Source organism: Streptococcus sp. 11-4097, from assembly GCF_018215285.2.
In the GTDB taxonomy this organism is placed as follows: domain Bacteria; phylum Bacillota; class Bacilli; order Lactobacillales; family Streptococcaceae; genus Streptococcus.
In genome coordinates, this window is the sequence record NZ_CP185262.1 from 1,390,993 (window position 1) to 1,416,845 (window position 25,853).

At 39.2% G+C, this 25,853-nt stretch carries 29 protein-coding genes and 1 pseudogene; 5 read left to right on the top strand and 25 right to left on the bottom strand.

All coding sequences use genetic code 11. The features are described from left to right. Positions 1-37: 37 nt before the first annotated feature. From KB197_RS06930 to KB197_RS06945, 4 genes are all read right to left on the bottom strand, one after another. Positions 38-961 (bottom strand): aspartate carbamoyltransferase catalytic subunit, encoded by a 924-nt coding sequence (locus tag KB197_RS06930; RefSeq protein WP_064276864.1) that lies wholly within the window; start codon positions 959-961, stop codon positions 38-40. 18 nt (positions 962-979) lie between these two features. Continuing rightward, on the bottom strand, positions 980-1,501 hold the full coding sequence (gene pyrR, locus KB197_RS06935) for a bifunctional pyr operon transcriptional regulator/uracil phosphoribosyltransferase PyrR (RefSeq protein WP_000644747.1): 522 nt from the start codon (positions 1,499-1,501) through the stop codon (positions 980-982). 221 nt (positions 1,502-1,722) lie between these two features. Then, positions 1,723-2,352, bottom strand: coding sequence for an endonuclease III (gene nth / locus KB197_RS06940; protein WP_064276865.1), 630 nt, complete (start codon positions 2,350-2,352; stop codon positions 1,723-1,725). Next, the gene (locus tag KB197_RS06945) at positions 2,352-2,894 is read right to left on the bottom strand and encodes a YceD family protein (protein WP_000773212.1); all 543 of its coding nucleotides are present in this window, start codon (positions 2,892-2,894) and stop codon (positions 2,352-2,354) included. Before KB197_RS06945 ends, nth begins: the two co-directional genes overlap by 1 nt. Positions 2,895-3,063: 169 nt before the next feature. Between KB197_RS06945 and KB197_RS06950 the strand changes: the two genes are divergently transcribed. Then, positions 3,064-3,393, top strand: coding sequence for a hypothetical protein (locus KB197_RS06950; RefSeq protein ID WP_064276867.1), 330 nt, complete (start codon positions 3,064-3,066; stop codon positions 3,391-3,393). Positions 3,394-3,782: 389 nt separating this feature from the next. Continuing rightward, entirely contained in the window at positions 3,783-5,342 is a 1,560-nt protein-coding gene (locus tag KB197_RS06955; RefSeq protein WP_064276868.1) for an ATP-binding cassette domain-containing protein, read from the top strand. Positions 5,343-5,492: 150 nt separating this feature from the next. On the opposite strand, the gene htpX is transcribed toward KB197_RS06955, so the two are convergent. Together htpX and KB197_RS06965 are read right to left on the bottom strand one after the other, a co-directional pair. Then, complete coding sequence (htpX, locus tag KB197_RS06960; protein ID WP_064276869.1) at positions 5,493-6,392, bottom strand: zinc metalloprotease HtpX; 900 nt, start codon at positions 6,390-6,392, stop codon at positions 5,493-5,495. A 1-nt stretch (position 6,393) separates the two neighbouring features. Then, positions 6,394-6,954: a LemA family protein gene (locus tag KB197_RS06965; protein WP_000219833.1), complete on the bottom strand. Its 561-nt coding sequence runs from the start codon at positions 6,952-6,954 to the stop codon at positions 6,394-6,396. 93 nt (positions 6,955-7,047) lie between these two features. Here KB197_RS06965 and rsmG point away from each other — a divergent pair, with 93 nt between their 5' ends. Continuing rightward, positions 7,048-7,761, top strand: coding sequence for a 16S rRNA (guanine(527)-N(7))-methyltransferase RsmG (gene rsmG / locus KB197_RS06970; protein WP_000801943.1), 714 nt, complete (start codon positions 7,048-7,050; stop codon positions 7,759-7,761). A 186-nt stretch (positions 7,762-7,947) separates the two neighbouring features. Here the strand turns inward: rsmG and KB197_RS06975 are convergent, their stop codons facing one another. Both KB197_RS06975 and KB197_RS06980 read right to left on the bottom strand, forming a co-directional pair. Beyond that, positions 7,948-9,165 carry a tyrosine-type recombinase/integrase gene (locus KB197_RS06975; RefSeq protein ID WP_001291561.1) on the bottom strand — a complete coding sequence of 406 codons (1,218 nt, stop codon included), beginning with the start codon at positions 9,163-9,165 and terminating at the stop codon, positions 7,948-7,950. A gap of 81 nt (positions 9,166-9,246) precedes the next feature. Then, on the bottom strand, positions 9,247-9,450 hold the full coding sequence (locus tag KB197_RS06980; protein ID WP_000814511.1) for an excisionase: 204 nt from the start codon (positions 9,448-9,450) through the stop codon (positions 9,247-9,249). Between KB197_RS06980 and KB197_RS06985 the strand changes: the two genes are divergently transcribed. After that, positions 9,434-9,685, top strand: a complete 252-nt coding sequence (locus KB197_RS06985; protein ID WP_001845478.1) for a hypothetical protein — start codon at positions 9,434-9,436, stop codon at positions 9,683-9,685. The two genes, KB197_RS06980 and KB197_RS06985, sit on opposite strands and share 17 nt — an antisense overlap. A 225-nt stretch (positions 9,686-9,910) precedes the next feature. Here KB197_RS06985 and KB197_RS06990 read toward each other — a convergent pair whose 3' ends face one another. Further along, entirely contained in the window at positions 9,911-10,141 is a 231-nt protein-coding gene (locus KB197_RS06990) for a helix-turn-helix domain-containing protein (protein WP_000857133.1), read from the bottom strand. Continuing rightward, positions 10,138-10,560: a sigma-70 family RNA polymerase sigma factor gene (locus KB197_RS06995; RefSeq protein WP_000804885.1), complete on the bottom strand. Its 423-nt coding sequence runs from the start codon at positions 10,558-10,560 to the stop codon at positions 10,138-10,140. Before KB197_RS06995 ends, KB197_RS06990 begins: the two co-directional genes overlap by 4 nt. Positions 10,561-11,064: 504 nt before the next feature. Here KB197_RS06995 and KB197_RS07000 point away from each other — a divergent pair. Further along, the gene (locus KB197_RS07000; RefSeq protein ID WP_001227347.1) at positions 11,065-11,418 is read left to right on the top strand and encodes a helix-turn-helix transcriptional regulator; all 354 of its coding nucleotides are present in this window, start codon (positions 11,065-11,067) and stop codon (positions 11,416-11,418) included. A 59-nt stretch (positions 11,419-11,477) separates the two neighbouring features. Here KB197_RS07000 and KB197_RS07005 read toward each other — a convergent pair whose 3' ends face one another. The 15 genes and pseudogenes from KB197_RS07005 to KB197_RS07075 form a co-directional block, all read right to left on the bottom strand. Continuing rightward, positions 11,478-11,645 carry a cysteine-rich KTR domain-containing protein gene (locus tag KB197_RS07005; protein ID WP_000336323.1) on the bottom strand — a complete coding sequence of 56 codons (168 nt, stop codon included), beginning with the start codon at positions 11,643-11,645 and terminating at the stop codon, positions 11,478-11,480. Between the two features lie 118 nt (positions 11,646-11,763). Then, complete coding sequence (gene tet(M) / locus KB197_RS07010; protein WP_000691724.1) at positions 11,764-13,683, bottom strand: tetracycline resistance ribosomal protection protein Tet(M); 1,920 nt, start codon at positions 13,681-13,683, stop codon at positions 11,764-11,766. A gap of 15 nt (positions 13,684-13,698) precedes the next feature. Next, positions 13,699-13,746: pseudogene (locus tag KB197_RS07015) on the bottom strand (hypothetical protein); the annotation flags it as partial. A 313-nt stretch (positions 13,747-14,059) separates the two neighbouring features. Continuing rightward, entirely contained in the window at positions 14,060-14,995 is a 936-nt protein-coding gene (locus KB197_RS07020) for a conjugal transfer protein (RefSeq protein ID WP_001224320.1), read from the bottom strand. Then, entirely contained in the window at positions 14,992-15,993 is a 1,002-nt protein-coding gene (locus KB197_RS07025) for a lysozyme family protein (RefSeq protein ID WP_000769868.1), read from the bottom strand. The genes KB197_RS07020 and KB197_RS07025 overlap by 4 nt, the downstream gene beginning before the upstream one ends. Next, positions 15,990-18,167 (bottom strand): CD3337/EF1877 family mobilome membrane protein, encoded by a 2,178-nt coding sequence (locus KB197_RS07030; protein WP_000804748.1) that lies wholly within the window; start codon positions 18,165-18,167, stop codon positions 15,990-15,992. Before KB197_RS07030 ends, KB197_RS07025 begins: the two co-directional genes overlap by 4 nt. Positions 18,168-18,169: 2 nt before the next feature. Continuing rightward, positions 18,170-20,617 carry an ATP-binding protein gene (locus tag KB197_RS07035; protein ID WP_000331160.1) on the bottom strand — a complete coding sequence of 816 codons (2,448 nt, stop codon included), beginning with the start codon at positions 20,615-20,617 and terminating at the stop codon, positions 18,170-18,172. Beyond that, entirely contained in the window at positions 20,601-20,993 is a 393-nt protein-coding gene (locus KB197_RS07040; protein WP_000723888.1) for a conjugal transfer protein, read from the bottom strand. Before KB197_RS07040 ends, KB197_RS07035 begins: the two co-directional genes overlap by 17 nt. Before the next feature lie 88 nt (positions 20,994-21,081). Beyond that, positions 21,082-21,579: an antirestriction protein ArdA gene (locus KB197_RS07045; RefSeq protein WP_000342539.1), complete on the bottom strand. Its 498-nt coding sequence runs from the start codon at positions 21,577-21,579 to the stop codon at positions 21,082-21,084. 116 nt (positions 21,580-21,695) lie between these two features. Next, positions 21,696-21,917, bottom strand: a complete 222-nt coding sequence (locus KB197_RS07050) for a hypothetical protein (protein WP_001009056.1) — start codon at positions 21,915-21,917, stop codon at positions 21,696-21,698. 42 nt (positions 21,918-21,959) lie between these two features. Continuing rightward, a complete protein-coding gene (gene mobT, locus KB197_RS07055; RefSeq protein ID WP_000398284.1) occupies positions 21,960-23,165 on the bottom strand; it encodes a MobT family relaxase in 1,206 nt (401 codons plus the stop codon). A 22-nt stretch (positions 23,166-23,187) separates the two neighbouring features. Then, complete coding sequence (locus tag KB197_RS07060) at positions 23,188-23,340, bottom strand: hypothetical protein (RefSeq protein ID WP_000879507.1); 153 nt, start codon at positions 23,338-23,340, stop codon at positions 23,188-23,190. Positions 23,341-23,342: 2 nt separating this feature from the next. Beyond that, on the bottom strand, positions 23,343-24,728 hold the full coding sequence (locus KB197_RS07065; RefSeq protein ID WP_000813488.1) for an FtsK/SpoIIIE domain-containing protein: 1,386 nt from the start codon (positions 24,726-24,728) through the stop codon (positions 23,343-23,345). A 28-nt stretch (positions 24,729-24,756) separates the two neighbouring features. Further along, positions 24,757-25,143 carry a YdcP family protein gene (locus KB197_RS07070; RefSeq protein WP_000985015.1) on the bottom strand — a complete coding sequence of 129 codons (387 nt, stop codon included), beginning with the start codon at positions 25,141-25,143 and terminating at the stop codon, positions 24,757-24,759. Positions 25,144-25,158: 15 nt separating this feature from the next. Further along, positions 25,159-25,473: a YdcP family protein gene (locus KB197_RS07075; RefSeq protein WP_000420682.1), complete on the bottom strand. Its 315-nt coding sequence runs from the start codon at positions 25,471-25,473 to the stop codon at positions 25,159-25,161. Between the last annotated feature and the right edge of the window lie 380 nt (positions 25,474-25,853).

Sequence of the window (25,853 nt, forward strand, 5' to 3'; positions counted from 1 at the left end):
CGTGGACGCTCACTGGCGTCTTTTAACGTCTTGTGTTTTAGTTGGCGTTTCTACTCGCCAGTACGGATTCTAAGATTGCCATTCGAACAAAGACACCATTAGTCATTTGTTGGACAATCCGTGATTTTGGTGCTTCAACCAAGTGATCTGCGATTTCTACATCACGATTGACTGGAGCTGGGTGCATGAGGATTGCTGTTTCTTTCAAGCGATCATAACGTTCTTGAGTCAAGCCATGTTGGGCATGGTAGTCTTCTTTTGAAAAGACAGTTCCACTATCATGGCGTTCATGTTGCACACGGAGAAACATCATGACATCCACCTGATCAATGATTTCATCAATGGTTACAAACTGTCCATAGTCTGCAAACTCTTGACTTCTCCATTCCTCAGGTCCTGCAAAGAAAAGTTCAGCTCCCAAGCGTTTCAAAATCTGCATATTGGATTTGGCAACGCGAGAGTGATCCAAGTCACCTGCAATCGCAACCTTAAGACCCTCAAAGAGACCAAATTCCTCATAAATAGTCATCAAATCAAGCAAGCTCTGGCTAGGGTGTTGACCCGAACCATCTCCACCATTGATAATAGAAGTCGTAATCGTCGAACTTGCAATCAACTGTCTATAATAGTCAACCTCTGGATGGCGAATCACACAGACATCCACTCCTAAAGCAGACAGAGTCAAGATGGTATCATAAAGTGTCTCACCCTTATTGACCGAGCTGGTTTTGACATCAAAGTCAAGTCGCTCCAACCCCAATTTAATCTCTGCTACTTCAAAGGATTTATGAGTTCGTGTAGAATCCTCAAAGAAAAGATTGGAAACAATTGGGTGGTCTTCATAAGGAAGCTGGGCACCGTTTTTAAACTCAATTCCTCGCTTGATCAATTTGATGACTTGATCAACAGTAAGGTCTTCCATGGAAACCACATGGTTCAATGCTTGTTGATTTTCTGACATGGCTACTCCTTTAGCTTTCTAAGCTTCTTCAGTAATCAGAACTCTGTCTTGGCCGTCAAGTTCTGCCATCTCAACGATGATTTCTTCCGAACGACTGGTCGGGATATTTTTCCCAACATAATCTGGACGGATAGGCAATTCTCTATGTCCACGATCGACTAGAACTGCTAAACTCACGCGCGCTGGACGACCATGACCTACAATATTATCAATAGCAGCACGGATGGTACGACCTGTATAGAGCACATCATCCACCAAGATAACTTCGCGGTCTGTCACATCGACAGAAACCAAAGAAGTATCTTCTCCACTTTTAACATCATCACGGAAAGGTTTAGTATCCAATTCCACAACAGGAACTGAAAGATTTTCTAGTTGCTCCAAACGTTCTTGGATTCGGTGGGCGATAAATACACCACGAGTTTTAATACCAGCCAAGACGATTTTATTCAAATCTTTGTTGCGTTCGATAATCTCATAAGTAATACGCGTAATCGCTCTTTTGACAGTTAATTCGTCTACAACTTCTTTTGCCTTCATGACAAACCTCCAAAAAGAAAAGTCTCCTTAAACAAGGAGACTTGAAATGTATAGCCAAGCGAGCCCTACTGCAAACAGTATAGACTTCACCCTACTACTTAATCGTTCTCCTTGCCTGCCTCACGGGACAGGTTTAAAGGAATATTTAGTTATCAAATACTATAGCACAAAGCATGCTTAAAATCAAGCAAAAACTTTTGAAACCCCATCTTATAAATTGCTTATAAATTGCTAAAGTCATATAACTGTGGGTATTGGTCACACTCTGGATTTTTAGGATGACAAATAGCTCTTCCAAAATAAATCATGGCCTGATGGGCAGCTAACCACTGCTCCGGTGGCAAGATATCCATGACCCGCTTTTCCACCTCAAGTGGTGTCGCTGATTTTTTGACGATATCGTGGTGTTTGCAAATACGCTCCACATGAGTATCTACTGCAAAGGCTGGAATTCCAAAGCCCACACTCATGACAACATTGGCTGTCTTGCGACCAACACCTGCCAAACTCTCCAATTCCTCACGTGTCTGAGGGACTTGACCATCAAAATCATCTAGTAACTGTTGGGCACATTTTTTAAGGAATTTAGCCTTATTTCGATACAGCCCCAGGCGAGAAATATGAGAAGCAATTTCACTTTCACTTGCAAGAGCCATGGCTTGTGGCGTTGGAAATGCAGAAAATAAGCCTGGTGTGGCCTTGTTGACAGCTACATCTGTTGTTTGCGCTGAAAGCATAACTGCGGCTAAGAGTTCAAAATGATTGGTAAAATCAAGACTGGGTTTGGCATCTGGAAAAAGAGCAATGATTTCTTCTAGCACTTTTCGTGCTCGTTTTTTTGACAAGACCATTATTCGTCTCCATCAAATAGTCCTTGTAGGCCAGCAAAAGGACTGTTTTCTTCTTTCTTAACTGCTTGTTGAGCTTGGTATTCTTCCTCAGTCATGATTTGCCAATCATTTCCTGAAACAAATCCTTGACCAGCCTCTTCTTCAGCAGTCAAGACCTTAATAGGAATGTTTAGTAGGATATTATCTGACACGCTCTCAGCAAGATCAAGTTCTCCATTTTCGATAGGCAAGACCAAATCATCGTCTAAAACTTCCTGATCTAGTTGGTTAGTTGCGCCTTCCATGAAAACTTCCGTTACTGGATAAGATTCAACTAACTCAACTGGTTCCATACTGCGACTTGAAGCAAGAACGATGGTATAAGATAGTTGATAATCTAAGAAATACATACGGTCTTCGTACTGTACTTTCCCAACTGCAAGGATATCTTTTACATCTAAAATTTCTTGATTACGTGCACGCAGATCGGCTGCTAGGTCTAACGTTTGTTCAAAATGCAAGCCTTCAGACTGCTTACGAATTTCTTGAATATTTAATTTCATACTTCCTCCATAAAGATTTACTCTCTTGATTATACCATGAAAAGGCTACAAATCAGCACATCAAACTTTGTAATTAAAATCCTTACTTTTTAACATATTTACTATGACATTTTTGTTTTTTAGTGCTATACTATAGGCAATAATACATCAGAGCAAGGAGGATGCTCACATGGAAGACAAAGAACTCATTACTAATGCAACCCAACTCCTATCCGAGTTAAATAAAAGTTTCCAAAGCTGCAAACAGGGTAGGGCAGATGATATTCGACTGCAAGAGCTGCTAAATAATACTCTGCAAGAGCTCAAAAAAACGGAAAAGTTGAACAACAGTATCTTAATCGATCTTGAGAAATTTTACCAATGTACCAGTCTTCTGATAGGCCTCGGTAGTCTAAAACTGAACGACCAAGCACGTACCGCTTGGCGCAACTATGATAAGTTCCATTACGAGCATGTCAAACACGTGCTAACTCTCTATGGACCTGTTTTCGGATTTTAGAGATTAGATTTGTTAGTTTTCTGTTGACAAAACTTCCTAAAAGGTATAGGATAAAGGTACTAATACTCGGAGGTAAGGGAGACATGAACAACTAAGTCTATCAAATAAAGAACCTTTATTTAGTAGATCTTGTTTTTGTCTCTTTTGTGTGCTCTTTTATGCTCTTTCTTCTGGCATTTTATACTCAATGAAAATCAAAAAGCAAACTAGGAAGCTAGCCGCAGGTTGCTCAAAACACTGTTTTGAGGTTGTAGATAAGACTGACGAAGTCAGTCACATATATACGGTAAGGCGACGCTGACGTGGTTTGAAGAGATTTTCGAAGAGTATTAATAGAGTTTTTTTGACATAGACTTTGGGCTCTACTAGGTAAAATAGAGCTTTTTGTTATGCACTATGAACATTCTAGAAAGGGCAATTATATGATAAAAATCAATCACCTGACCATCACACAAAACAAAGATTTACGAGACCTTGTCTCTGACTTAAACATGACCATACAAAACGGAGAAAAGATAGCTATTATTGGCGAAGAAGGAAATGGCAAATCAACCTTGCTTAAAACTTTAATGGGGAAAACTTTACCTGATTTCACTATCAGGGGAGACATTCAATCTGATTATCAATCAATAGCCTACATTCCTCAAAAAATTCCCGAGGAGCTGAGAAAGAAAACTCTACACGACTACTTCTTTTTAGATCCTGCTGATTTAGACTACAGTATCCTTTATCGTTTGGCTGAGGAGTTGCATTTTGATAGTGATCGCTTTGCTAGTGACCAAGAGATTGGCAGTCTATCAGGGGGTGAAGCTTTGAAAATTCAGCTCATCCATGAGTTAGCCAAACCCTTTGAGATTTTATTTTTAGATGAACCTTCAAATGACCTGGACCTTGAGACGGTTGATTGGCTAAAAGGTCAGATTCGAAAGATTAGGCAAACCGTTATTTTCATTTCCCATGATGAGGACTTTCTTTCTGAAACGGCAGACACTATTGTCCACTTGCGACTGGTAAAGCACCGTAAAGAAGCGGAAACACTAGTAGAGCATTTAGACTATGATTGCTATAGTGAGCAGAGAAAGGCTAATTTTACCAAACAAAGCCAGCAAGCTGCTAACGACCAAAGAGCCTACAATAAAACCATGGAAAAACATCGACGAGTCAAGCAAAATGTAGAAACTGCGCTTCGAGCTACTAAAGACAGTACTGCAGGTCGCCTATTGGCTAAAAAGATGAAAAATGTTCTCTCTCAAGAAAAACGTATTGAAAAGACAGCTCAGTCCATGACCCAAAAACCACTTGAAGAGGAAGAAATTAGACTTTTTTTCTCAGATATACAGCCATTACCGGTTTCTAAAGTTTTAATCCAACTGGAAAAAGAAAATTTGTCCATTGGCGACCGAGTTTTGGTTCAAGAACTACGACTAACTGTCCGTGGACAAGAAAAAATCGGTATTATCGGCCCAAATGGTATTGGAAAATCGACTCTGCTAGCCAAGTTTCAACAACTGCTTAGCTCCAAAAGAGAAATTTCACTTGGTGTTATGCCACAAGATTACCACAAAAAACTGCAATTGGATTTATCACCACTAGCCTACCTCAGCAAAACTGGAGAAAAAGAGGAGCTACAGAAAATCCAATCTCACTTAGCCAGTCTCAATTTCAGTTATCCAGAAATGCAGCATCAAATTCGCTTCTTATCTGGCGGGCAACAGGGGAAACTTCTGCTTTTGGATTTAGTCTTGCGCAAACCAAACTTTCTCCTGCTGGATGAACCTACACGAAACTTTTCTCCCACTTCTCAACCCGAAATTAGAAAACTCTTTGCCACCTATTCTAGTGGTCTCATCACCGTTTCGCATGATCGTCGTTTCTTAAAAGAAGTTTGCTCGATCATCTATCGCATGACAGATCATGGTTTAGAGGTAGTTGATTTAGAAGATTTATAAATTTTCAACATAGCAGATAGGTGGGGCAAAAACACAATTTTAGGAGAAAACGAAGTAAATCTTCCCATAATAAAACGCATAATATCAAGTTTTTGCACACCTGATATTATGCGTTTTTAAGATTTTAAAGACTTTTTCCCAGCCTTCATTTTACATATGTTTTAAACGTTCAATCCGTTCTGAGATAGGTGGGTGGGTATAAAAGAGTTTTTGGAACCCTCCCCCTTTCTTGGGATCATTGATATAAAGTGCACTGCTGGCATCATCTACAGGACGACTCATCGGTTTACTATTATCCAACTTACGTAGAGCATTGATCATTCCTTGAGGATTGCGAGTCAACTCGACGCTGGAAGCATCAGCTAGGAATTCCCTCTGACGAGAAATGGCTAGTTGCACCAAGGTTGCGGCGAGAGGTGCCAGCACAATAGCTAGTAGGGAAACCACTAGCATAATGATTTCAAGACCATTTCCATCTCTATCATCGTCACTTCGTCTGCGACCTGCTCCACCCCACCACATCATACGACCTGCCATACTAGAAAGCATGGTGATAGCACTGGCAAGGGCAACAGCAATTGTCGAAATGCGGATATCATAATTACGAATATGACTAACTTCATGCCCCATAACAGCTTCTAGTTCTTCACGATTCATGATAGCGAGGAGACCTGACGTCGCAGCAACCGCCGCATTTTGAGGATTAGAACCTGTCGCAAAGGCATTTAAAGAAGAATCCTCAATGATGAAAACACGGGGCATAGGAATCTGAGCCACCATAGCCATATCTTCCACTACATGGTAGAGGTCTGGTGCCGTTTGCTCATCAACTTCACGCGCGCCATTCATGGACATGACAATCTCTGTGGATTGAAAAATCATGGACAAGGCATAGATAAATCCGATAATCAGTGCAATAACCAAACCGCCAAGCCCAGATCGCATGAAGAGGTAACCAACTGCATAGCCAACCAGAGCTAAGAGTAGGAAAAATACCAGCAACAAAATCCAGGTTCTTCGTTTATTGCTTGCAATTTGATCAAACAACATCTTAGTCACCTAAACCGCTAAAATCAACTTTAGGAACTGCCTTTTCCTCTTCTGGTGTTTGAAGGAAATCTGCTGCTTTAAATCCAAACATTCCAGCGATAATATTGCTTGGGAAAGTTTCTAATTTTACATTGTAGTTGCTGACAACACTGTTGTAGAGTTGACGAGAGTAAGAAATTTTATTTTCTGTGTTTGTCAACTCCTCTTGCAATTTAACAAAGTTTGCACTAGCTTTCAAATCTGGATAGCTTTCTGCAACTGCAAAAATACCTGAAACCTGACGAGTAAGGGCATCACTAGCTTTCATAGCTTCTGCTGGTGAAGTCGCTGCCGCCACTTGGTTACGTAGTTCTGCCACCTTTTCAAGGGTAGAACCTTCATATTTTGCATAACCTTTTACAGTTTCAATCAAGTTTGGCAAGAGGTCATTTCGACGTTTCAACTGAACATCAATCTGGCTCCAAGCCTCCTTGGTTTGCATACGATTCTTAACCAAACCGTTATAGCTAACAATCACAAAAATAACAATAAGAGCTAAAACTCCAAGAATAATCCAAGTCATTATATAAGTCCTTTCTGCTTTTAGATTAGTACCAGTATATCAAATTTTTAATGATTGTGGTAAAATAAGATGATACTAAAGAAGGAAAAAACTATGAAACCAGAAACATTTTACAACTTGCTTGCCGAGCAAAATCTTTCACTTTCGGACCAGCAAAAAAAACAATTTGAACGCTATTTTGAACTCTTGGTCGAGTGGAATGAGAAGATTAATTTGACGGCTATTACAGATAAGGAAGAAGTCTATCTGAAACACTTTTACGATTCGATTGCACCCATTCTGCAAGGCTTAATTTCAAATGAAACTATCAAACTTCTTGATATTGGAGCCGGGGCAGGATTTCCTAGTCTACCTATGAAAATCCTCTATCCTCAGCTAAATGTAACTATCATTGATTCTCTCAACAAGCGCATCAACTTCCTCAAACTTTTGGCTCAGGAACTGGATTTAGACGATGTTCATTTCTACCATGGACGTGCCGAAGATTTTGCCCAAGACAAAAACTTCCGTGCTCAGTATGATTTTGTAACGGCTCGTGCGGTTGCCCGTATGCAAGTCCTATCTGAATTAACTATTCCCTACCTTAAAGTTGGCGGAAAACTATTGGCACTCAAGGCTAGCAATGCACCAGAGGAGTTACTAGAAGCCAAAAATGCCCTCAACCTCCTTTTTAGTAAAGTCGAAGACAATCTCAGCTACGCCCTACCAAATGGAGATCCGCGTTACATCACAGTGGTAGAAAAGAAAAAAGAAACGCCAAATAAATATCCACGTAAGGCTGGCATGCCCAATAAACGCCCGCTTTAATCTTTTTAAAATAAACAAAGTATAAATTTCTAATTATCTTTTTATATTTTCTTAAATGCTCGTAAAGCCTTATTCTATGTGCTTTCGAGTATTTTTACTGTAGGAAGATACTTCACGTTTCTTTGCATATTTCCTCATGTCTTAGCTGTCAGAAGTGGTAAATAAGTAGTAAATTCATTTGTACTACTAAGCAACAAGACGCTCCTGTTGCTTCTCTTTATTCAAGCGTTTCATTTCTGCCATTGCAGAATCGAATGTTGCATGTGCGTAATAGTTCAGCGTCATGGCTATATTAGCATGTCCCATAATGTACTGTAATGCCTTTGGATTCATTCCTGCATTTGCATAGTTGGTACAGAATGTATGTCGCAAACTATGTGGAGTGATGTGTGGCAATTTATCCTCGTTATACTTATTGTATTTCTTAACAAGACCTTTCATCATGCCGTTGTAATCACTTGCCACTTTTGGATAGTTCTTTCTATTAAGAAAGAGGAAATCACTATATCCATCAATCTCAACACGCTTATCATTCTTTCGATTCGCTAACACTCGCTTAAATGCTTGATAGGCTTCTTCAACCATAGGAACTTGACGTTCGCCACTTTTGGTCTTTGGTGTTTCAATGTAGTACCCAATTTCAGTATCTCTCAATAGCTGATGGTCTATATTGACAAGACGATTCTCAAAATCTAAATCTGGAAGTGTCAAACCACCAAACTCTGAAATACGAAGACCTGTTTTTAAGAGTATCAGAATTTCATCATAATTTTTGCTGTAGGTTTTATCAGCTTTTGCAAAGGCTAACAGTTTTTCTTCCTGTTCTTCTGTTAGTACGGTCTTAGGGACAGTATCATCATCAAGAACTGCTTTCAGTTGAAAGTCAAATGGATTCTTCCGAACACAATCATCTTGTATAGCAATATAGAATGAAGCCTTTAAAGAACGTTTGTAGTTATTGATGGTTTGATAAGCATAACCATTTTCACTCATTCTAATAGCCCATTCTTTAGCGTCTGATGGCTTAATACTGTCAATACTTCTTACACCTAACTTGTCTTTCTTCAAAATATCCATAAGATATTTGCGTCCAGTTTCAGTGTTTTTTCTAACCTTTGGTCTTTGAGCGTTCTGTTTTGCGTAAAGCTGGCAGAGTGTCATTTTCTTTCCTACAACATCAATACCATCATGAATGTCTTTCTGTAACTCTGCGATTTTCTCTCTAAGTGAGATACAATCACGCTTTCCTGCTGGTACTCGGTCTGTAGCCACAAGTTTCCACGAGTAAACAAATTGCGGTTCTCCAAATGAATCTATATATTTGTATAAGTATCTTCCGTCTTTTCGTTGGCTCTCTCCAGTCTTTAAGATTCGACCTTTATTGTCACGTCTTTTTTCTGACATGGCATTTGCTCCTTTCCTTTATGGAAAGAGCCTTGATACGACTTAATACTATTTTATCATATACAAGACCCTTTGGCGACGCTAGATTGCGTCCAATGTATCTATAATTTTTTCAAATTGTTTTCGTTTAATCTGAATACGATTGCCATTCATAATCAGCCAATTTGCATTTTTATTTTCCTCTGCCAAGCGTCGTAGCTTGTTTTCGCCAATACGAAAATATTTTGACGCTTCTTCAATGGTTAGGGTATAACGTTCCCAAATAGGAATGTCAGTCTGCTTCATAAAATCCTCCTTTCCAAATCACTTATTTGGATTTCATAAAAGTTGTTTTACCAGCAATCGAACAGCTTTAGCAAAGCTCACGGGAGTTCCACCCCTGCATGGTTCTCATGTAGCCATACTCATTGCCTGCGACGGTTTTATCACGCTCGGACTATTGACTGTATGGGAGTATCATTATCACGATAAGAATGTCGTTGCAGGCAATCCTGCTAAAGATTGCTTCTCGGATCACTAACATGAATCGCTCGCTATCTTTATAAGATAGGTCATGGCGGTTAGTTCCGTTGGCTCTTTTCTTATCGAAACGTATTCGATTACTTTTATTCAGTTTTCAAAGAACAATGGCTCGTTAGCCTATCAAAACACATTGAAAGCTCAATATGCTTTGGTGGAATAACAAACCTCCCTGTTCGGGAAGCGTGGAATGGTTTAGCACGCTTCCACGAAAGGAGAGAGGATATTACTTAATTTCAAATGACAAAATCTTTGTAATCAGTCTGGTTTCCATTCTTCCACGTAAGACTTCATCAACGACCATACTTTGATTGCCATATTCATCTTTCATAAGTCGTAGGGAACGCTTCGTTATGTACCCTCTGTAATGATGTAGAATCTGGTTAATCGCTTCGGTATCGCCATCTGTTGCCTTTACAATGAGAGGAAAGGGAATCATAGGATATTGTGTTTTCATTCTTCAAATTCCTCCATAAACTTTTTAATTAAGGCTAGTCCACTGGTTCTATGCCGATAGACAGTAGAACGGTTCAATTTCAACAGGTCTGCAATTTCTGAATCGCTCATGTCCATAAAGTAAAACAGCAGTAGAATTTCACGTTTCTTGTCTGGCAACTCACGTAATGCTTCACTCAACAAATCATTTTCAACGCCTACTGATAACCCATTGAGTGTAAAAATCTGAAAGTCAGTTGAATAGTTATCTGTTGTCGCAAACTGGCTAACAAGATAATCGCCAACATCCGAAAAGGACACCTCACGCTTTGCAATCCTTGAAAGATAAAGCATATAATTCTTTCGCTCGTCTTCCATAGCACGTTTACAGATATAGTCAAACTGATTTTCTATTGTGGTCTGAAAAGAAGATGGTTTCATGTTTCTCACCCCCTTTCTGTCTAGGAAAGGAAGTGAGCCTTGCTCGTTTATCTCCTTTCACTCTTAGTCCCAATGTGAAAGGGGGATTTGTTGCATTACTGATAAATAAACTTTGTAAAAAAGTTCTGAATAGCCAAAAAAGCATATAAACAGATTTATTTCTCTGTTTACATGCTTCTGTTATTCTATCTATATGATTTATAAAACCACATTGGTGGACGTACTTATCTATTGCAGATAGACGACTTTTTTTGACAAGAACCCAATGTAAGGAAATTTATTGTATATGATGTACTTCATGGCGACGTTGACCTCCAACAAACCGCCATTTGGAAGTAATATACAATATTTTAACAGCGTAAATAGCACTACCATATAACGGTTTTTTTTATTGGCGTTTAGTAGTGCTTTTTATTAAATATAAACCTATAAACCATATAACACGTTTTTCTATACCTGTTTTTAATTCAGTAGGAACAATAAAATGTATAGAGGTGGTCTACTATGCGTAAAAAAGAAGATAAATATGATTTTAGAGCCTTTGGTTTAGCCATTAAAGAAGCTCGATTGAAACGAGGTTTAACTCGTGAACAAGTGGGAGCATTGATTGAAATTGACCCACGGTACTTAACTAATATTGAAAATAAAGGGCAACACCCCAGCATACAAGTTCTTTATGACCTTGTATCGTTACTTCATGTTTCCGTTGATGAATTTTTCTTACCTGCTAATAACTTGGTAAAAAGCACCCGACGATTACAGATAGAGAAATACATGGATAGCTTTACAGACAAAGAACTATCCTTAATGGAATCTTTAGCCAGCGGTATCAACGAAGCAAGAAACATCGAAGACTAATTAAAAGAATCCATACATAACGGAAAGAGCCGATAAAATGAGATTGTATTAATCTCATTTTATCGGCTCTGCGTCTTTGCGTCTGGCTCTGTAATCACAGTTACTTTGAACTGCTTTATTTCAATTAAATTTTCTTGTCTGCATTTCGGACAATAGAGGGGGAATTTTTTTAATTCAGTATCTTCCCTTATCTTTAATCGTGTTTTATTTCCACATACAGGACACAATATCCACTTGTAGTTTATAATAACTATCTCCTCCTTTACACTTTAATTCAAATCTTTATTAAAAAATATTTCATCTTATTTAACAAGAAACCATATTTATATAACAACATAAAATACACTAAGTTATTTTATTGAACATATATCGTACTTTATCTATCCGACTATTTGGACGACGGGGCTGGCAAACAGGTTCACCGGTAGTAACATGGTACCCTTTTAACTCTGTTAAACAAACACTACGTCCATTTGTAAAGAAAGTTAAATCACTACGATATTCTTGAATACACCGAGCAGGGATTTCTCCACTAAGAATGACCTCATTATTTTTCAATTGAGTGTCTACGATGTTCGCACAATATTTAGGAGCATCGTTGTATGCTCGTGAAAGATATTCCTGTGGCGCATAAATTTTAAAACTAAGATATGGCTCTAACAATTCTGTTCCAGCTTTTTTTAAGACTTGTTCCAATACAATAGGAGCAAGCATCCGAAAATCTGCTGGGGTACTAACAGGGCTATAGTATAAGCCATACTTAAAACAGATTTTACAGTCCGTCACATTCCAACCATACAATCCTTGTTCACAGCCATAGCGTATCCCCTCCATAACTGCATTTTGAAACGATTGATTTAAGTATCCAAGAGAAACCGAGCTCTCATACTGTACTCCGCTCCCTAATGGAAGCGGTGCTACAGATAGACCAATGGAAGCCCAGAAAGGATTCGGTGGAACTTCGATGTGAATGGTATACTCTGCTTTTTTTAACGGTCTTTCCATATAAATGACTGTAGGCTCTTTTATTTCTATCTCCACATGATACTTTTCTTGCAGCAGAGCACAAGTCACTTCCATTTGTACTTTCCCTAAGAAAGAAAGTATGATTTCATGTGTCGCAGAATCCACATAATATCGCAGAAGCGGGTCACTGTCGGAGATTTCTAAAAGTGCATCAAGTAACATTTCCCTTTGTTGAGGTTTGCTCGGTTCAACAGTCGTTTGCAGCAGAGGGAGGGGATTTTCAATTCTCTCTCTCTGTGGCAATAGCTTTGTATCTCCAAGAACACTATTTAACTTCAAAAACTCATTCTGCAAAATAACAATTTCCCCGGAATAAGCCTTATCGATTTTACATAATTCACCATTTATTGAAGTATACATTTCTGTAATTTTTATTTTTTCCTTTTCCGATATTCTAACCGAATCTCGCAAATGCAGTACGCCACTATAAAGACGTATATATGCAAGACGCTGTCTTTTTTCCGAATACTCAATTTTGAAAACTTTTCCGCAAAGTTCAGACTGACCTCGATGTGTTGATGAATAAAATTTATTCGTAATCACTTCTATAAGGTTATCAATCCCTATATTGTTTTTTGCACTTCCGTGATAAACAGGGAACAGGGAACAATTATGAAATCTTATGCTTTCCTCTTGTTCGAGTTCTAATGCTTCCAATAATTTCCCAGACGTATATTTCTCCAAAAGGTAATCATTTCCTTCTATTACCATATCCCATTGTTCAGATTCGGTAAAGTTCATTACACGCATATTAGGATGCAGTTCTACCTTCTGTTTGATTACAATTTCCGCAGAAAGTTTCTCTTTAATATCCTGATAAACCGTTGATAAATCAATTCCATTTTGGTCAATCTTATTGATAAAAAAGATTGTGGGAATACCTATTTTCCTAAGTGCATGAAACAATATACGAGTTTGTGCTTGTACGCCATCTTTTGCAGAAATCAGTAGAATTGCCCCATCTAATACTGATAATGAACGATATACTTCTGCTAAGAAATCCATATGTCCTGGCGTGTCTATGATGTTCACCTTCGTATTTTCCCACTGAAAAGAGGTTATTCCTGTCTGAATTGTAATTCCTCTCTGACGTTCTAAAAGCGTATTATCCGTCCTCGTTGTACCTTTGTCCACGCTTCCTAATTCTGTAATCGCTCCACTGTTATATAATAAGCTTTCTGTTAAGGTAGTTTTTCCCGCATCAACATGAGCTAAAACTCCAATATTAATAATTTTCATGTGATTTTCCTCCATTCAAAAGCCCAAAAGGGCATAAAAATCCCAGTGATAAATACTCTTATCACTGGGATTTTTATGCATAACCATAGGCATACAAAGCATACAGATATTCTCCGGATACTTTAGAATCACATGATAAAGGTATTCTTAAACTGGGTACAAAAAACTAAGCCCTCCTAAAAAAGGACATCCAATTATTTGTTCCCACTATCAAATTGACAGTTTATTTAAGAATACCTTGCCGCATATTTATTAACTCCTTTTAAATAGATACTTAAATAATAGCACGTAAGAGCATATTTGTCAAGGAATCTCCAATTTTTTATCAAAGAGAGTACGTGATTACAAAATAGCTGTAATAATGTACCAATATTTGTTATTCTATAATCTTCCAATTACTCCCGTTCTTTTCAAGTACCAAATCAAATTGAGATACCTGCGTTGCTTTGGTCTGCTGGTCGATATACTCCACTGTCAGCGATACCGTGACTTGATTATCCTTACGATTGTGAATAGGATTTACCAGTTCTTGAAAGATGTACTCTTTTCCGATTGGTTTTAATATCCCGTCATTCACATAGTAGGAAAGTTCACTGGCTGTCGCTGTAGGATAGAGCTTGAAGAACGTCGTTAAAAACTCATTGATTTCATTGGTTGTAATGGAATCAACCGTCCCCTCACTTTCAATGGCTTTTGGTTTATAACTTGATTTCTTAGGTATGTTGGTAATGGTCGGATTCTTAACCAGTACCATATTTCCAGAACCATCTACATAGACACTCACTATATAAGCAGAGTGGACGGTCTTTGTATTTTCTCCCTCTGTAATGAGCTGGTCTACACTGTAGGTTACATTAAACTCATTGTCGCCAGTTGGCTCTACCGTCCATATCTGAAATCCTCTTACAGAAGACGATACAGGAATATCTTTGCGTACTGTATCAACATTGAGAGCTTGAAGTTCATCTGTCAGATAGCCTTTTAGACTTTCCATTCGATTATCAATGGACTTATCGGATTGCTCCCATGAATAGTAGACTTTCGCAAAGTTCTCTACAAAATTTTCTACATGATGAGTATCAACGTACTCCTTTTCTATGATAGTTGTTTCGTGAATAGTATGAGTATCTATAGCTGTAAAGTGCTTGAATATCGCAAAGCTGAAACTAAGCCCTAAAAGTACCCACAAGGCAATCACAACCTTTTTATGAGGATTGACCTTATAGTAGACACGAGGTTTCTTTTCCTTTGGTATCTGTTTTTCTTTATTCTGATTTTTTCTAAATTTCATCATTAAATCTTCCTTTCTCATTGTTTGATTCGTCCTGCTCCCACTAAATGCTGTTGCCAGTAGGGGCTTGTTAAGTCGGCATAACCGATTGGGTCGCCTGCATGAAACATACGGTTATTGCCAAGGTATATCCCAACATGAGTAATATAAGAGCCAGCGTTATAGGTAGAATGAAAGAAAACCAAATCGCCAGCTTGTGCTTCCGATAGTGGGATATGCTGGGTCACATCATATTGCTGTTGTGCGGTTCGTGGTAAGTTAATTCCAGCTTTTCCATACGTCCATTGTGTCAGTCCGCTACAATCAAAAGAAGTAGTCGGGGAAGCTCCACCGTAAACGTATCGCCAGCCCTCATATTTCAGTGCTTCGTCCATGATGGCTTGTACCGTATCATCATCAAACTCTGTTGTGACAAGATACTGCGTTACCAGTTGCACATAAAACATATTGCCATAGTTGTATCGCCAGCCCCCATTGATAGGTATGGCTATGGGATTGGGGTAAGACACTTTTTCGCCACCTGAATACTCTTTTGAGAAACTTTGAGCCAGTTCAAAGGTATATTTATTTCCACGATTAGCCACATACCCTAAGAAACCACCACCATAATTGTAGGACTGGATAACCGATTCTAAATCTACACTGAGCCTTTCGCTACTGGCTAATAATTCACTGAAATACTTCACACCTTGCTTAATGGATTCTTCTGTACTCAATGAATTAGGTGGAAGACCGAGGGATTCCGAGGACTGCATAACATCTTCCGCAGTACCGCCCGATTCCACCTGTATAATCGCAAGAAGTATGTTGACATATTCTTCAACGCCATATTCTTTGGCATATTTTTCTACCATAGGCTTATGAGCCAGCACTTCTGCGGAAACATTCACACCTCCATAATGAATATTGGAAATTCCGCTGTCCTGTTCATCTGAAAATAAAATGGCAACAAACAGAAGCAGTGAGAAGACCATCAAGAATAATCCAGAACCACCAATCACTAAAGTTTTCAACTTCATGGTTTCTTACCGACTTTCTTAATGGTGGCGGTTTTGATTGGTGGTCTACTTCTTGTATTTTGTAGTGGTACTCTTTGAACAGTAGACGGACGTTCTTTTGTGATTGGACGTTGTGAAGTTCTATCTGCTGTAGTGGTTGAAGTTGCTGGCTTTTGAACGGTTTTTTCTTGAACGGTATTGCCTTGGCGTTCCACTTTTGGACTTGAAAAATCGGACTTAACTGCTGGACGCTCTTGTTTGGCTTGTTGAGATTCCTTATATGAAGTCTGAATATTAGACTGTTTTGAGGTCTGTTCATCATGATATTGTTCTTGTCTTGTAGTCGGTCTTTCATGAACAGAAGAAGCAGGCTGTTTTTTCTGTTTGACCTGTTCCATTTCAGAGCGACGCTTCGCAATGGTTTTTCGCCTTTGTTCCTGCTGTTCCTTGCGTCCACTGGCTCTGTCCGCTTTGGTTTGAGAAATACTACTGGTTAAATCACGGACATTCTCTTTTACTTTGGATTTTCCTTGATATACTGCATATCTTGCATTGGTCGGCAAATCTTTAACCTGTTCTTTCAAACCACTAGCAGTGTCTACCATTCTGTCTTTGGTATCAGCTACTGTACCGATGGTTTGACCGATACGTTTTCCAAGTGTTGATTTTTCCTTTCCGTCTGGTCGGGAGTGATCTGCTTGTGTCCTTGCAGAACTCCCCGAACCCGACTGTCCTTTTTTACCTGTAACAATGGCAGACCCAGCCCCTAGAGTAGTCATGGAACGTCCAAGTTTCCGCTGTAGACGGTGCATGTGAGCGTGCATAAGCATACGAGGTTTTCTCATCACACGACTTCCCACACTTTGAGAATCGTTACTCTGTAGAGAAAACATACTCATTAAATCGCCCAGCTTGAAGTAGATTCCTGCAAAGGTCACAATCTGTAGAAAAGCAATCAAAAAGAACGGATAACCAGCCGATAAGGTATAGAGCATGGTTGAAATACTAAATGCTGTCGTAATAATCAATGTGATTCCAGCTCGTGTCAAAATGGTATTAAAGAGCTTTGTTATGGCTCGTTTTGACATACCATCAAATGATGGAATCATGCTTAAAATAAAGCTCACAGGCAGAAACATAGCATAGATGATAAAAAGTACCTGCGAGAAAATCATGATTCCTGTTAATAGGAATACAAATATGGAAATCCCAATATTGAAGACAAATAGGAAGAAGACTGTACCTAAACGGTTAATGGTCTTTGTAATGGTTAGATTGGTATTGCTTCTGTCTTCAATTTCTTCCGCAACAATTTTTTCTCTGTCTTCGCCATTGTTGGAATCTGGGCTGGTGGAGAGCAGGCTTTCCACACGGTCAATACCGATACTTTCAATGTCTGAACTGTTGTATTGAAGCAGTAGCCACGGTTGCTGAACCTGTATGGAAAACAGGCTATCTCTGATTAAGTCCACGCTGTCCTTGCCTTGACTATCGGAATGGGGCATGACAATCTTCGTGCCAAGTGATAAACTGGCATTACTGATGTCTGATGAAAAGTCATTGATTTTTTTAATGTAGTCGGGAGCGTAGGCAATAAAGGAAGCCGATAGGATAAACACCAGCACAAAATTCATAATGGCATGAATTGCCTTTGTGGTTTCTCTCTTTATCAGTCCCGTATAGGCAACATAAACCCCAAGAACCAAAATCAAGAGTAAGAGGAATCCAACATAGAAACCCTCTGTTGAAAATCCGTTTGCACTCACACCAGCTAAGGTCTGCATATTCTTACCAATGGAATCTGCTGTAGCGGAAATGAAGTCTAAGGAATAGGCTTCCTGTACTAAGTAACCTGTCGCATTGGAAACATACAAACTGATTGTCCAAATAAAATTGGTAATGGCATATAGTCCATACATGACCTGTTTTCCAATCCCGTCCGACCAGTTCCACGGAAGCCAGCCCCAGCTATTATCCACATAAAAATCCAGTTGATAGTTTTCAAGTGGGTATCGGCTGTATTCATTTGCCACATTGACCGTATCATCTACCAAGCCCGCAGCTTGAACCACCGTTCCCAGCATGGCTAAAAGAAAAATGGCAATCACAAGTGTGAAAGCCACTGTCATTGCCACTTTACCTAGACGTTTCAGCGTCCAGTTTGATTTTATTCTGTTTACTATTGATGGTTTCACATTTACACCTCTTTTCGCACAGGTGGTCTGGTATCAAAGGCATGGAGCAGTTCTTCAAATACAGGGTGGAACTGTATCACACCGACACGACCATATAAATCACTGATAAGGCATTGCCCGTTTTCCAAATCACGCAATCGCTTCTGATTGTTTTCGTCCTCTGGGTCTACACCAAAAAAGGCTAAGGTCTTTTTAATCTCGTTAAGGTCAGTGGAACGAAATGCAAATTTTAAGCCGAGGTTATTTTTCAGTTTTTCATCTAAAAGGTCATCTGTATTTTGGGTCACGAAATATACCCCAGCGTTCATAGCACGACCAGCCCGAACCAGCTTCATAGATAGTGTTTTTCCTTGTGCTACCTGTAAAAAGCTCCATGCTTCGTCTAAATCTACAATCTTGAAAATGCTTCGGTCTGTATGGATAAAGTCTAAAGCAAAGGTACTAATGACAATCAGCATAGCAACGGATAAAAGCTCCATAGTGGTATATTCCTCAAAGGAAGTTTCCTTGTCGGGAAGTACCAAGTCCGCAACCTGTATAATGTTCAGTTGTTTTTCTAAGCTGATAGACTGCTCCACATAACCATTACTGAATAATAAATGTGCAAAGTCATAGTCTGTAAAACTTTCGATATGGTCGGCTATACTGGTACTTAGTGGCGTATTCTCAACCCGTAATTCCTCAATCACTTTCATCAACCCTCGTACTTCACTATTGGTTACTGCACGAATGGCTTTTCTAAGGATTGGGAAGCGTTCCCCATCACGAGAGGAAATCCCCGTAAGGAATGTCAGAATATCAATAGCCAGTGATTCAGAATCTTTGGGATTTTTCATAATCACATAAGGGTCAAGTAAGCCTTTGTTTTTCTCATCAGAAGTCAGAGTGACGATATTGATTTCATGGGAAATCTCTGGCAAGGTTTCTTTCCATCTGCCACGTTCTGCTTTTGGGTCTACAATCACTGCTTGTGCCCCATAAAGCACCGCATAATAGACGATAAGGTTATTCGCAAAGGATTTACCACCACCCAGCGAACCAACAAAAGCCGACGCTAACGCATTGGTTACTGAACCCTTAACCCCTTGACTGGCAAGAGCAGGTTTCAGATAGACATTGCGTCCAGTATCTAAGCTGTAGCCAACATAAATCCCCTCATTTTCCCCCAGCATTTGAGTAGCACCAAAACCTAAACCAGCGAGGAAATCAGAGGTCACGTATTGAATATAATCATTCATATAACGCTTGCTGGCAGGTAAAAATTCTTCATGTAAGCCGAGCATATCCCCAAATGGTCGTACCAGTTTTACGCTTAAATCGTCATAAAAATCTTTCACTTCATTACAACGACGTTTGAGTTCGTCAAGATCATTTGCTGATACCCTTACCACATAAGACAGCTTGTACATAGATTCCTTGCTTTGGTCTAAATTGGTTTCCAGCTCATTCACACTTTCCAGAGCTTCCGCCACATTGGAGCTGGTTTCATTATCACTTTGCCAAGCGTGGTTATCCAAGTCTTTCAGTTCTTTCTTTTTATTGCGGACAGTAGATAGGGCTTTACGATTCGCTACAATTTCCACATTCATTGACGTATCAATCGGGAATGTAAATTGCTGTTGCTGGTAGTAGAAGATTTCAGAGGACGGGAAGTCCAGTTCTCCGACAATGCTGTTAATGGTAAAGTAAGCTACATAGACGGTTTCATCTTCCTGCTGGATTTTCAAATATCGCTGTTTTTCTTCCACCAAACAGCGAGTAGGCTTAATCAAGTCATAGTATTTAATCAGCGTTTCATTATCCAGCTTTTTCTTTGATAGATGGTACTCATACTCTTCATAGGCAGTGCCTGTCTGTCCGTAAAGGTGTTCAATCAGATAGCCGAAGTCGTCCTTATCTAACCTGCGGATTTTGAAACGACGAGAGATTTTATTTTCTAAGAGCTTTTCCATCTTCTGAAAACGCAGGATTTCATCATTACTCATACTAACAAAATCGCCCATCAGCTTATGGTTCACATCATAGACAAAATCAGACAAAGCATTTTTTGCTTCAACGGTAAGACTTTTCATAGAAAACTCCTGATCGTTGAGAAGCAACTTAAAGCCGATAAAGAAACGGTAGTTCACTTGATTTTCGCCAATCATGGATATTAAAGCGTCTGTCTGTTGGTCGATTTTGTCATAGGCAACCGCTTTGAGCTTGCCAGTGACTTCATTTTTGGAACGCTCTTGTGCAGAACGTATGCTGGATTCTGTACTGATTTGTAAAGCATGAATTTTGCCATCACGATTTTGTGCGATAAGCTGTCTGAAAGAATCATGCACTTGTATTTTCTGTTCTGGACTTAGAAATGAGTAATTGTAAGGAACAAGCTCATAGTAAGCATAACATTCCCCGTCTTTATTCCAGACGAGATTGTTTTCAATGTATTTAATTGGATATGCCATAAAATTCACTCCTAACTGCTGTAATGGCTTCTTGTGGCTGGTTTCTGCCAAGCGTTACTTTTTTTCCTGCATAGGTCAGCTTTGGTCGCAGTGCATAAGCAATGACAGACTTCAAAAATCCATAAGGCTTTTTACCATCAAAAGTTTTTGTAGACATAAACCATGTGAAAGCCACAGGAATCCCAAAGTATTTGAGAAATGCTCCCTCTATCATGGAAAGAGGGGGCAAGTTGCCAAGTATCATCACTGCAAAGAGTGACACGACAAACCATGTCATTTGCGTAAAGGTTATGGGAAACGGAAGTCTAAAATCATTGATAGAATACAGTACCTTTTCCACAGACCAGATACTGGTATAGCTTCGTATTTTCTTCATGTAATCAATCCTTTCATAAAAAATAGGGGTAGCTGATTGAGCCACCCCGTAAAATAGAAAATCTGCCAGTAGTAATGTACCGACAGATTTAATAGACGATTTCAAAAATCCCATGATTGGTTGAGATAAACGTTCCTGAAAGGTCTAAATCCCGACCATAGGCTTGATAATCAATATAGTTTTGAAGACTAGCTGGTACTTCGCCTAAAGCACCCGTTTCTTCAATGTAGTAGCGTGCCACGTCATACATATCATCACAATCGGAATGAATGATAATATCCTCTTGATGTTCGCTTAGTTCTTCAATGCTTGAAAAATGAGTGAGCAGAGCAGATAGCTCCGATTGTAATTCTTCGGGTAATTCCGATACCATTTCCCATAGTCGATTGAGTTCGCCAATGGAAGTGTATTCGTCAACCGTAAAGGGTAACTCGTAGTCATGAATGGCGTATTCCTCATATTCATCATTCAAGCCGATTTTCTCTTTGACTTCCTCAAAGTCAATGGGAAAGGTAAACCACGCACCGACCAATTCGCCCTCATTGTATTTGCCTAAATTCGCAATATAGACTTGCATATCGTCCATATATTCACGTCCTTTCTTTGTAGAGATTCAAAAATCCCTACCGCACTTCGTTTGGTGTACCATTCCTTTGCGGAACATAAGAAAACCACTTATATTCCACAAAAGAACGGTTTTATTTAAGCACCAATAATGCGATTGAATAGCTCTAGTAAAATGTCTTTTACTCCAGCAGCGTTGAAGACTAAGCCAACCGCAATAATCGCAATAATTAAAAAGCCAATCAGTTTGCTAAACTCACGCTTGAAGCCAAGATACAAGCCAATCACAACGATTGCTAAAAGCACCAGTGATTGAGCGTTTGATAGAAACCAGTTATAAAGGTTTTGTCCAAAATTCATAAAAATGTTCTCCTCTCTATATTCAATGAATTTGTATTTGAGTTATTTTTTTGTTGTTATCACGTCCTGTTCTTTTACTGACTGTTGCTTCAAAATCTGCTTGTGTCGGTCTGTCAGTTTCGCATGGTCGAGAATGTCTTTTACAACCTGCGTCTGGTTGATTTCATCAAGTTTAATCGCAACCTTTAAGGTCGGGGCAACTTGATGAGATAGCCAGTTCAGCGTCCTTTGGAAGGAGTAAGGCTCTGGTTTTGTGGTTAGTTTTAATCGTTCACGATTGTTCCCAATAAACCAAGCCCATTCTTCATTCAGTTTCCAATCAGAACGAGGTTTGGAATCGTCTTTATCTACAAAACGGATATACCGATTGATAATTTTAAAGGCGGTATGCTCTGGATTGTCATAGACGAGTAAATCACGGACTGCATAATAGGCACGCTCATTTTTCAATCGAATCTCAAAACGGTTTTTTACTTCTGCGTCTTCAATGGGAATATCATTTTTCTTGTACTGCTCGTAGTCCTTTTCATAGATACAGAAATAAACTTCACTTTGTAATGAACCGATATAGAGGGTGTTTCCCATACATTCCTTTTCCTCTTTGCGTACCAGTTCGCCACTGCGATAGCTTTTAAAACTGCGGAAGACGGAGATACATTCTTCCTGTTGGCACTTTTCAGTGAGTACAGGGATATTCAAAATCCCTGTCTTATCGTTAATGGCAAGGTCAAGGCGTTTCATCACACCGCCAGCCACCAAAACGTCCATAAAGAACTCATACCAGCTTCTTTGTTGTGCCAGAAGATAGCTTTCAAATTGTCTGCACCCACGACCTTTCAATTCCACCAGAACTCCTTTGTCCAGTTCATGGGAGCAAAGGACGAATATGTCGCCTAAAGCATAATGCTCTGAATAAGAATAGAAACCATAGTCCTCATGAAGAAAATAGGACAGTTTCAGTTGTAAGATGTTTTCGACCACCTGCTGTACGTCTGTTGTCGGAAAGCGAATCCTTACATAATCAAACAGCATTTCAAGGGGAGCGTCGGGATTGAAGCGTTCCAGAGCTTCCCAAAGGGACTGCTGTAAATCCTCTGATGGCTTGACTTTTCCTGTTTCAATATCGCTTAGATACTGCCTTGTAATACCAGTCGCAACAGCTAAACGGTTTTGAGATAGTCCATAAGCCAAGCGTTTTTCTTTTAAATGCTGTAACCAAGTTTGTTCATTCAGTAAAAATCCCTCCAATCAAAAAGGCGTATGTCAACTTTTAAAGCCCATTTGACATACGCTGAAATTTTGTAAATCCCTTGTAACCAAAGGATTTTCTAATGTTTTTTTGACTGTTTCCTGTCGATTTGTACCCCCCTGTTAGATACGGGGGGTTAAGTGCTGGCGTGGCTATTGCCACACCAGCCAGCAAGATCAGTCCACACCTGCGACTTCCGCTTCGCACGTCGCCTGCGTGGACTGTCTGCTGTTGGATAACTTTTTAATTTCCTCCAAGAAATCATATCCTTTTGGTACAAGGGGAGTATAAAACTCTGATATGACACTTGTTCCTACATCAACATAGCCACGACCTTTGATTCGCTTTAAGAAGAAATCCTTTTGTACGTCACTGCCAAACATCATGCCATAGCCCATTTCAGACATACGACCTAAAGCCACTCTGAAATTAAACTGATCACGGATTCCGTCGCCTAAATATTTTGCGTCTGGACGTTGACAAGCCAGTATTAGAAAGAAGCCAGCTTGACGACCTAACATGACAATCTGTTTCAGCTTATTCATAACTGCGGTATTTTCTTTTGTTCCCAGCATTTCCATGAAAGCGACGTATTCATCAAAGATTAAGAAGTGTGCCGGGAGACCTAAGTAAGCATAATTTTTGCCAGTCTTATAGTTCTTCATCTGCTTCATTTCCTCACTACGTTTCATCATTTCTTCATAGAATGTTTCAATGCAAGAAAGCAAGTCTTCTTTTCTATAGTAGACATTTGCCATCACAGAACCTAAGTCCGCAAGGTCAGCATTTTTCGGGTCAAGAATATACAGTTTTGAATCTGTATGAAGCAAGGCTTCAATCAGTGTCAGTATAAAGTAAGTTTTACCGCCACCTGTACCACCAGCAATCAACATATGAGGGAGCTTATCATATTCCCACCATACGTTTTTCATTAAGCGAAGTTTACCATCTTTAGCTTCTACTTCATCAATAGAAATACGACTGGCTATGGTGTCATAGAGCAAAGTATATTCCACATAGGAATCCTTTAACTCTTTATCCGTCAGCTCACAGTACAAGCCACTCTCTAATTTCTTTTCCAAGTGTAAGAGTTGGTCTTGATATTTTCCCAGCGTGATTTCCACCCGTATCTGTATCAAGCCATTTTTAAGTCGATAATACATTTTAGGGAAGTAGGTTATCTTTTCCTTTGTACGACCAGCACTATCTTTAAAGAAACCCTCTGTTTTGACCTGTTCAGATTCATACCACTTGTTTTCAAGTATCATCTTTGCCAGTTTTTGACGGTGGTAAAGTTGTTTAACCGTATCATAGCGAACCCGTTTGAATACAAACGCTACCAGCAAGCAGATAAGAATTGCGACACTGAAACTGATAATTAAATAGGGAATGTCAATCTTATCTGCTTGTGATAGGTTAAAATCCTGCCAGTTGATCTGCTGGATTGTCTTCACATGAAACAGTCCGACAACCAGCAGGAAAACAGGCAGGAGTGACGCTATCGTAAAATGAAAGACTAAATCTTTACCAGATGGGCGAATCCTTTTACCACGCTGTTTCATGCGAAAAAGTCTCCTTTCTACCTAGCGACTATTTGTCTTGTGTCGGTTCTTTCTTTGCTTGTGGTTGAGCTTTGAATGAACTAGAATCCTTTGTCAGCACAATATCGTCTGCCTTGATATACCAGTCAACATCTGCTCCTTGATAGGTGGCAGTAGCAACGGTGTCCGCAATGGGATTGATAAGTTCCACCCGTGCGTTATAATCAAACTCTTTCAAAGGCACGCTGGCAGGAATACTTACTTGAATCATGCGTCCTTGTCCTTTGGATTTTAAGTCATAGGTACGTTCCTTGATTTCATCTGAAACCGACCCGTCTTCATTTTGGATTCTCACTTCACGACGTAGAGCAGAGAATTTCAATTCTCCAAAAGTCGTGTCTTTATCTAATACAATGCCATTTGCTAATCTCATCATTTTTCCTCTCTTTCTTTATTCTTTTATCATGTCGTCAGCATGTAAAAGGTAATTTGTAAAACCACGAGTGCCGATTTTGTAGCCCTCTGCGGTAATACGTGGATTGACTAACTTCACACGTTCCTCAAAGCCGAAATGTTTTTCGCCAGCTTCAGCAGGAAGCACCACCACAATATCATCTGCTCTTTGAACATCAGAATAGAGATTATAGCTTCTTGATAAGACAGTTAGCCGTCCGTTGATTCTTCGCTGAACGACTTTATCCTCGCCAGCAAATTCTAAATTGCCGAATGTTTTTTCCATGTTGGGAATCACAAATTTAAGTTCCATATTTTTACCTATCCTTTCTTTTTTATTGGCTGAATGAATGTTTGATGGTCTTAAAGAGTGGGGAACGACCTTTTGATTCTTGATTTTTTGTTTTCATAAGTTCACTTCCTTTCAAAATCGGGTAAAAAAATAGACACCTCATTTTTTGAAGTGTCTACCTATTAAATATTCAAATTTTATTGGAAGTATCTTTATATCTTCACTTTTCAAGGATAAATCGTCGTATCAAAGCTCATTCATAAGTAGTAAATTAGTAGTAAATTGAGTGGTTTTGACCTTGATAAAGTGTGATAAGTCCAGTTTTTATGCGGATAACTAGATTTTTATGCTATTTTTAGTAAAAAAATATTTACAAAGTTTGTAATTTTTGCTATACTATC